Here is a 7745-nt window from a genome sequence, read left to right as displayed (position 1 = left end):
ACGGACAGGCGGTCGCCCTCGACGACGCCGCCGGGCAGGACCAGGCGGGCTCCGGCCAGGGCGATACGGTCCGTGACGGTCATGTTCCCGCTCCCAGGATGCTCACTGTTGTGCGAATACTGGGAATTCTAATCGCGAATGAGCAGATTGCCTCCGGTTCGGGTTCCGGCGCCGATTCCGGCTCCGACTCCGCTCCTCCGGTGGAGCACCCGGCTGTTGGGCCCGGCCGCCGGGCCTGACCTACACTCCGTCCATGCTCAAAGCTGATCGTGCCGCCCGGATCCTGTCGCACATCGCCGAGGCCGGGAGCGCGGACGTGCACGCGCTCTCCGAGCTGCTCGGCGTGTCGGGCGCGACCGTGCGCCGCGATCTGCAGGAACTGCACGAGCAGGGCCTGCTGCACCGTACCCACGGCGGTGCGGTGACCGGTTCGGTGAACCTCGAACTCCCGCTGCGGCACCGCAGCGGCAAGCAGCCGGACGAGAAGAAGCGGATCGCCCGGGCGGCGGCCGACCTGGTGCCGGAGGGCGCCGTGGTCGGCCTGACCGGCGGCACCACCGCCACGGAGCTGGCCCGGGTGCTGGCCGAGCGGGGCAACGTCACCGTGGTCACCAACGCCGTCAACATCGCGGCCGAGCTGATCGTGCGTCCCGAGATCCGCCTGGTCGTGATCGGCGGCATCGCCCGGACGGCGAGCTACGAGCTGGTCGGCCCGGCCGCGGAGAGCACGCTCCAGCGCTACCACCTCGACCTCGCCTTCATCGGCGTGGACGGTCTGACGGTCCGTCAGGGCTGCACCACCCACGACGAGATGGAGGCCCAGACCGACCGCGCCTTCCTGCGCAGCAGTGCCCGTACGGTCGTCCTCGCCGACCGGACCAAGGTCGGCCGGGTCACCTTCGCCTCGATCTGCCCGCTCGCCGACGTCCACGACCTGGTGACGGACGCCGGGCTCCCGGACGCCGAGGAGCGGGCCATCGCCGACTGCGGCGTCCGGGTCCGGCGGGCCTGAACCCGGCCGACGGGCGCGGGGGCGTGCGCCGCGTGGTGCCGTTCAGTCCGTCTGCGGGCGGGCCTCGGGGGTGGTCTTCAGGTCGTGCAGCCGGCCTTCGAGGCCCTGGCGGAGGATGCCGGTCGCCGCGGGGACGGCGGCGTCGACGCTCTACCGCTACTTCGCCGGCCGCGACGAGCTGATCACCGAACTCGTCCGGGACGCCTACCGGAGCCTGGCCGACACCCTCGCCGACGCCGCCGCCGACGGTGCCGACCTCGCCGGGCTCGCCCGCGCCCTGCGCGGCCGGGCCCTGGCGGACCCCCAGCGGTACTTCCTGGTCTACGGAACCCCCGTCCCCGGTTACCGCGCGCCCGAGGACACCGTCGCCCTCGCCGACCGGATCATGCGCACCCTGCTGGACGCCTGCGCCGCGCTCCCGCCGAACGCCCCCGGCGCCCCGGACGCCCCCGAGGCGCCGTTCGCCGCCCGTCCGGCGTCCGGCAGGGGGAGCGGCACCGGGCCGGGATCGTCCGGGAACGGCTCGGGCGGCGGGAACGGCGGTATCGGCGGCGGTGCCGGATCGGGACCGCCCGGCCCCGGCGCGGGGTTCGGGTGGGGGACCGGCCGGGTGTCCGGGTCCGGGGGCGTCGGGACGGTCATCGCGCACCTTCCTCGTCCGGGGGCGTTGCGCGCATGCGTGTACCCGGAGGAGCCCGCGCGAATCACTCCGCACCCGCCCCCGCCCGTCCCGGGAGCCCTACGCCGGAGCGGCGGCCGCCACCGCCGGTGACCCGGCACCGAAACCGCCGCGGCCCACGGGGTTTGCGCCGGTGCCGTGGCGGTAGACGCGGGGCTGTGCACCGGGGCCCGGACGGGCGGCCGCGAGACCGTCCGTCACCCGCCCCTCATCGAACCAGGGAGGTTCCCGTGATCGTCCTCGGTGTCATCCTGCTCATCATCGGCTTCGTCACCGGCATCTCGATCCTCTGGACCATCGGGATCGTGCTGCTGCTCATCGGTGTGGTCCTGTGGGTGGTCGGCGCCCTCGGGCACGCCGTCGGCGGACGCCGCCACTACTACTGACCGATCCCCCTTCAGCAGTGCGACAGCACCGCTCAGCTCACCAGCGCACCGGCACGGCTCAGCGCAACAGCACGGCGAGCAGCTCGGCGACGGTCGGACCGGCGTCGGCCGGGTGCCGCAGCTGCTTGCCGTCGATCACGCTGTAGTGGTTGGCGCGGCCGCGCCGTTCGTGCGTCAGGTAGCCGGCCTCCTCCAGGTCGGCGATGATCCGCTGCACCGCGCGCTCGGTGAGGAGGCACTGGGCGGCGATGTCGCGCACCCGGATGCCGGGGTCGCGTGCGATCTGGACGAGTACGCGGGCGTGGTTCGTCAGGAAGGTCCACTGCCGCGCCGTCGCCGGGCCGGTTTCCACGCCGCAAGGATATGGCCGCCGGGGCGGGCCCGGGAAACCCCGTCCCGCGAAACCTCCGGCCCGCGAAGCCCCGACCTATGAGACCGGGACGGACGGGCCCGCACCCTCAGGGGCAGTCCTCGTGCAGCCCGCAGAGCCAGGCCAGTGCCTGGTGGGCGCCGAGCACGTAGGCGTGGTCCGTGCCCTGGGTCAGGGCCCGGCGCAGGCGTACGGCGGCGGCCTGGCACTCCGCCAGCAGCTGTGCCCGGCACGGTTCGGCGGTGCCGACCGCGGCCGTGGCGGTGACCGGCGCCGCGATCTGGGCCCCGGCGGCCCACCGGTAGGCCCCCAGCACGCCGTGCTCGAAGCCGGTCCACGGCCGGGGGCGTCGGTTGGCCGTGTCGATCGCGGCGAACACCTCGTCCAGCGGGCGCACGCCCACGGCCGGGATCGTCTCGTCACTGGTCATGTGCGCAACCTACGTCCGCCCGGTGCCGCCCGCCCCCGAGGACGGCGGCCCGGCGCGGTCCGGCGCCGGGGTGTTCCACCCGAGCGGCGGAGGGCTCGACGGGGGAGCGGGGGCCGCCCGGTAGGCTGGCCGGGTCGTGCCCGGCCGGTGAGGTGGCCGGGCCGCGTGAACGGTGCGGGCCGGCGGCCCGCTGGTGGAGATCCCTGATGACTCGTCGTTTTGACTGCTCGGACCCGTCCGAGCGCGCAGCCGGGCTGCGCGAGGCCGTGGCCGCGGTGCGCCGTGGCGAACTCGTCGTGCTGCCCACGGACACGGTGTACGGAGTGGGCGCGGACGCCTTCGTACCGGAGGCGGTCGCCCGGCTGCTGGCGGCCAAGGGCCGGGGCCGGAACATGCCCTCGCCCGTCCTGGTCGGCTCCCCGGAGGGCCTGGACGAACTGGTCGAGGTGACGGAGCGCACCCGGGCCCTGGTGGCCGCGTTCTGGCCGGGCGGGCTGACCGTGGTCGCCCGCCACCTGCCGTCGGTCGAGCTGGACCTCGGCGAGACCGGCGGAACGGTCGCCGTCCGGATGCCCGCGCACCCGGTCGCCGTCGAACTGCTCAACGCCACCGGTCCGTTGGCCGTCTCCAGCGCCAACCTGACCGGGAAGGACTCGCCGCAGGACTGCGACGCGGCTCAGGAGATGCTGGGCGACTCGGTGGCCGTCTACCTCGACGGTGGCCGGACCGAGGCCGCCGTGGGGTCCTCGATCGTGGACGTCACCGGCGAGGTGCCCGTCCTGCTGCGCGCGGGCGCGATCAGCGCCGAGCGGCTGCGCGAGGTCGTCCCCGACCTGCGCGAGCGCTGAGCCTCCGCCCCACCGGGGCGCCGCACCGCGTGGCGCCCCGGTGGGCCGGGCGGTCGCCGCTAGGGTCGGCGATGGCTCGCGGGGGTGGGCCCTCCGCCGGGTGCGGGGGGTGCCGGCGACGCCGCCCGGGGGCGTCACCGGCTCCGCTGCGGAGGTTCCATGAGCGCCACGTCCACCGCGTCGCGTCGTACCCGGGCCAGGGTCCGCCGGGGCAGCACGCTGCTGCGCTGGCTGTTCACCACCGACCACAAGGTGATCGGGAACCTCTACCTGGCGACGGCGTTCGGCTTCTTCCTGGTCGGCGGGGTACTGGCGCTCCTGATGCGCGCTCAACTGATGGGGCCCGACACGGGTTTCCTGTCGAACGAGCGCTTCAATCAGATGTTCACCATGCACGGCACGGTCATGCTGCTGCTGTTCGCCACTCCGACCTTCGCCGGGTTCGCCAACGCGATCATGCCGCTGCAGATCGGGGCGCCGGATGTCGCCTTCCCCCGGCTGAACGCCTTCACCTACTGGGCCTTCCTGCTCGGCGGACTGACGGTGCTCAGCGGCTTCCTCACCACCCAGGGGGCGCCCGCCTTCGGCTGGTTCGCGTACGCGCCGCTGAACGGGCCGCTGTTCTCGCCGGGCGCGGGCGGGGACCTGTGGGCGTTCGGCCTGGTGGTGGCGGGCCTCGGCACCATCCTCGGCGCGGTCAACTTCATCACCACCATCACCTGTCTGCGGGCGCCCGGTATGACGCTGTTCCGGATGCCGGTCTTCACCTGGAACGTGCTGTTCACCTCCGTCATGGTGCTGCTGGCCTTCCCCGTGCTGACGGCCGCGCTGCTCTGTCTGGAGGCGGACCGGAAGTTCGGCGCGCACGCCTTCGACGCGGCGAACGGCGGGGCACTGCTCTGGCAGCACCTGTTCTGGTTCTTCGGCCATCCGGAGGTCTACATCGTCGCGCTGCCGTTCTTCGGCATCGTCAGCGAGATCATTCCGGTGTTCAGCCGCAAGCCCCTGTTCGGCTACTACGGGATGATCGGCGCGACCATCGCCATCACCGCGCTGTCCATGTCGGTGTGGGCGCACCACATGTTCGTCACCGGCCAGGTGCTGCTGCCCTTCTTCTCGCTGATGTCGTTCCTGATCGCCGTGCCGACCGGGGTGAAGTTCTTCAACTGGATCGGCACGATGTGGGACGGCTCGCTGTCCTTCGAGACCCCGATGCTGTGGTCGGTCGGCTTCCTGGTGACCTTCCTGTTCGGCGGGCTGAGCGGGGTGCTGCTGGCCGCGCCGCCGATCGACTTCCACGTCTCCGACAGCTACTTCGTGGTGGCCCACCTCCACTACGTGCTGTTCGGCACGGTGGTGTTCGCGACCTTCGGCGGGTTCTACTTCTGGTGGCCGAAGCTGACCGGGAAGCTGCTCGACGAGCGGCTCGGGAAGGCGCACTTCTGGATCCTGTTCGTCGGGTTCCAGACCACCTTCCTGGTGATGCACTGGCTGGGCGTCCAGGGCATGCCGCGCCGCTACGCGACCTACCTGGCGGTGGACGGCTTCACCGCCCTCAATGTGTGCGCCTCGGCCGGCTCCTTCCTCCTGGGGGCCTCCAACCTGCCGTTCTTCTACAACGTCTGGAGGACCGCCAGGTACGGCGAGAAGGTCACCGAGGACGACCCGTGGGGCTGGGGCCGCTCGCTGGAGTGGGCCACGTCCTGTCCGCCGCCGCACCACAACTTCCGGGCGCTGCCACGGATCCGCTCCGAGTCGCCGGCCTTCGACCTGCACCACCCGGAGGTGGAGACGGAGGAGTCGTCGAGCGGGGCCTCCGGCCGTACCGGCGGGCGGGGGGCCGGGCGATGAAGGCGGAGGGGTGGCTGTTCGCCGGCATGGCGGCGTTCTTCGCGGTGACCGGGCTGGTCTACGGCTTCTGGGCGCGGGAGCCCGCCGGCAAGGCGATCCTGGCGGTGGCGTTCCTGATGTCGGGGCTGATCGCGCTGTTCTGGTTCGTCCAGCACCGGCGGCGCGGCGGCGGCCGGGCGCAGGACCGCGGGGACGCCGAGATCGCGGAGGCCGCGGGCCCGGTGGGGTTCTTCCCGGCCCGCAGCGGCTATCCGGCGCTGACGGCGGTCGGCGTGACGGTCCTCGCGCTCGGCCTGGTCTTCGCCCGGTGGCTGGTCGTCGTGGGTGCGCTGGTGCTCGGGTACGCGGTGTTCGGCTTCATCTTCCAGTACCGCGACCACGACGGCGGGTGAGCCGGCGGAGCAGCCGGCGGACCGGGCCGGTCCGGTCGGGCGGGGGAGGCTGGTCGGCCGGGGCGGCGGGGTGGGCGGGGGCGGTGAGGACGCCCGTGATGTGCGCCGACTCCGCTTCCGTGGAGGGGAGTTCGACCCGGTCGCGGTAGAACCAGGAGCTCGCGGCGGCGCGCACCCGCGCGCGCCGGGGCGCCCCGTCCGCCGCCGGGAGCGGGGTAGGCGAGGACCGGGCCAGCAGCACGAACCGCTCGTCCGCGGGCAGCGGGCGGTGGTGCCCGGTGAAGCCGCCGTCGTGGGACTGGTCGATCCGACCGATCTCGTCGCCCTTCAGCAGCCGGTCGCGGTCCCTGGCCTGCAGGGCGAGGCAGAGCCGCCGGGTGAGCAGGAAGGCGACAGGCGGCAGCACGATCAGGGCAGCCCGCAGGACGAGGGTGAGCGCCTCGACCGTGAGGCCGAAGGTGTAGGCGATCACGTCGTTGCCGCCGGCGACCAGCAGCACCGCGTAGGCGGTGATCCCGGCGACGCCCAGCCCGGTGCGGGTGGGCTTGTTCCGCGGCCGGTCGCACAGGTGGTGCTCGCCGATGTCGGGGTCGAGCCACCGCTCGGCGAAGGGGTAGGCGTAGAGCACCGCGAACAGCAGTCCGGGTACGACCAGGGCCGGGAGGAAGGCGTTCCAGGACACCGTGTGCCCGAACAGCCGGGTCTCGGTGCCCGGCATCAGCCGCAGGGCGCCCTCGATGAAGCCGATGTACCAGTCCGGCTGGGCGCCGGCCGCCACCACGTCGGGCCGGTAGGAGGCGTAGCGCCAGACCGGGTTGATCTCCGCGAGGAAGGCCGACAGCGCCATGACGCCGGCCACCGCGAAGGTCAGGCCCACCGTACGGGTGAGGAACTGCGGGAAGAAGGGCATCCCGACGACGTTGCGGTTGGTGCGGCCGGGGGCCGCCCAGTGGGTGTGCTTCAGCACCACCACCAGCGTCAGATGGGCCCCGACCAGGGCGAGCAGCAGGCCGGGCACCAGGAGGACGTGCAGGCTGAACAGCCGGGGGACGATGTCGTGGCCGGGGAACTCGCCGCCGAAGGCGAAGAAGGTCAGATAGGTGCCGACCAGCGGCACCGAGAGCAGGACGCCCTCGGCGATCCTCAGCCCGGTGCCCGACAGGGTGTCGTCCGGCAGTGAGTAGCCGGAGAACCCCTCCAGCAGCGCGAGGTTGAACAGTGTCACCCCGATGACCCAGTTGAGCTCGCGCGGCCGGCGGAAGGCCCCGGTGAAGAACACCCGCAGCAGGTGCGCGCCGATCGCCGAGACGAACAGCAGCGCCGACCAGTGGTGGATCTGGCGGATCAGCAGTCCGCCCCGCACCTCGAAGCTGATGTGCAGCGTCGACGCGTACGCCTCGGACACCCGTACGCCGCGCAGCGGCAGGTAGGCGCCGTCGTAGACGACCTCGCTCATGCTCGGGTCGAAGAAGAAGGTCAGGTAGACGCCGGTCAGCAGCAGGACGACGAAGGCGTACAGGGCGAGTTCGCCCAGCAGGAAGGACCAGTGGTCCGGGAACACCTTGCGCAGCAGCTCCCGCCCCGCCTCCATGACCGGCAGCCGCTTGTCCAGACCGACCGCCGCGCGCTCGCCGGCCGACGGCTCGCGCCCGCCCGACGCCCTGGTTTCGTCCACGCCAGGCAACCTAGTGGGAGCCGCCGCGCGCGGAGCGGTACGAGCGCTGCCGTTCCCGTGGCGCGCGGCGGCAGATCACTCCGACGGCGGAACGGGTGCGGG

At 72.9% G+C, this 7745-nt stretch carries 10 protein-coding genes; 7 read left to right on the top strand and 3 right to left on the bottom strand.

Translation table 11 applies throughout. The features are described from left to right. From IE332_RS41280 to IE332_RS28190, 4 genes are all read left to right on the top strand, one after another. The coding region (locus IE332_RS41280) for a hypothetical protein (RefSeq protein WP_229928976.1) at positions 1-239 on the top strand (239 nt) is incomplete at its 5' end. A gap of 14 nt (positions 240-253) precedes the next feature. Next, positions 254-1012 (top strand): DeoR/GlpR family DNA-binding transcription regulator, encoded by a 759-nt coding sequence (locus IE332_RS28200; RefSeq protein ID WP_189921690.1) that lies wholly within the window; start codon positions 254-256, stop codon positions 1010-1012. Between the two features lie 115 nt (positions 1013-1127). Then, on the top strand, positions 1128-1784 hold the full coding sequence (locus tag IE332_RS41275; RefSeq protein WP_229928975.1) for a TetR-like C-terminal domain-containing protein: 657 nt from the start codon (positions 1128-1130) through the stop codon (positions 1782-1784). A gap of 137 nt (positions 1785-1921) precedes the next feature. Further along, positions 1922-2077, top strand: coding sequence for a DUF6131 family protein (locus IE332_RS28190; RefSeq protein ID WP_189921688.1), 156 nt, complete (start codon positions 1922-1924; stop codon positions 2075-2077). 58 nt (positions 2078-2135) lie between these two features. Here the strand turns inward: IE332_RS28190 and IE332_RS28185 are convergent, their stop codons facing one another. Both IE332_RS28185 and IE332_RS28180 read right to left on the bottom strand, forming a co-directional pair. After that, positions 2136-2429 carry a helix-turn-helix transcriptional regulator gene (locus IE332_RS28185; protein ID WP_189921686.1) on the bottom strand — a complete coding sequence of 98 codons (294 nt, stop codon included), beginning with the start codon at positions 2427-2429 and terminating at the stop codon, positions 2136-2138. A 106-nt stretch (positions 2430-2535) separates the two neighbouring features. Continuing rightward, positions 2536-2877: a hypothetical protein gene (locus IE332_RS28180; protein WP_189921684.1), complete on the bottom strand. Its 342-nt coding sequence runs from the start codon at positions 2875-2877 to the stop codon at positions 2536-2538. Between the two features lie 206 nt (positions 2878-3083). Between IE332_RS28180 and IE332_RS28175 the strand changes: the two genes are divergently transcribed. The 3 genes from IE332_RS28175 (at position 3084) to ctaF (ending at position 5968) form a co-directional block, all read left to right on the top strand. After that, the gene (locus IE332_RS28175) at positions 3084-3725 is read left to right on the top strand and encodes an L-threonylcarbamoyladenylate synthase (protein ID WP_189921682.1); all 642 of its coding nucleotides are present in this window, start codon (positions 3084-3086) and stop codon (positions 3723-3725) included. 159 nt (positions 3726-3884) lie between these two features. After that, positions 3885-5576, top strand: a complete 1692-nt coding sequence (ctaD, locus tag IE332_RS28170; protein ID WP_189921679.1) for an aa3-type cytochrome oxidase subunit I — start codon at positions 3885-3887, stop codon at positions 5574-5576. Then, entirely contained in the window at positions 5573-5968 is a 396-nt protein-coding gene (gene ctaF, locus IE332_RS28165) for an aa3-type cytochrome oxidase subunit IV (protein ID WP_189921677.1), read from the top strand. The genes ctaD and ctaF overlap by 4 nt, the downstream gene beginning before the upstream one ends. Here ctaF and qcrB read toward each other — a convergent pair. Next, the gene (qcrB, locus tag IE332_RS28160) at positions 5934-7559 is read right to left on the bottom strand and encodes a cytochrome bc1 complex cytochrome b subunit (RefSeq protein WP_189921720.1); all 1626 of its coding nucleotides are present in this window, start codon (positions 7557-7559) and stop codon (positions 5934-5936) included. The genes ctaF and qcrB overlap by 35 nt on opposite strands. Between the last annotated feature and the right edge of the window lie 186 nt (positions 7560-7745).

Origin of the sequence: Kitasatospora xanthocidica, assembly GCF_014656195.1 — a bacterium.
Lineage (GTDB): Bacteria > Actinomycetota > Actinomycetes > Streptomycetales > Streptomycetaceae > Kitasatospora > Kitasatospora xanthocidica.
This window is presented reverse-complemented; position numbering and strand designations above follow the sequence as displayed.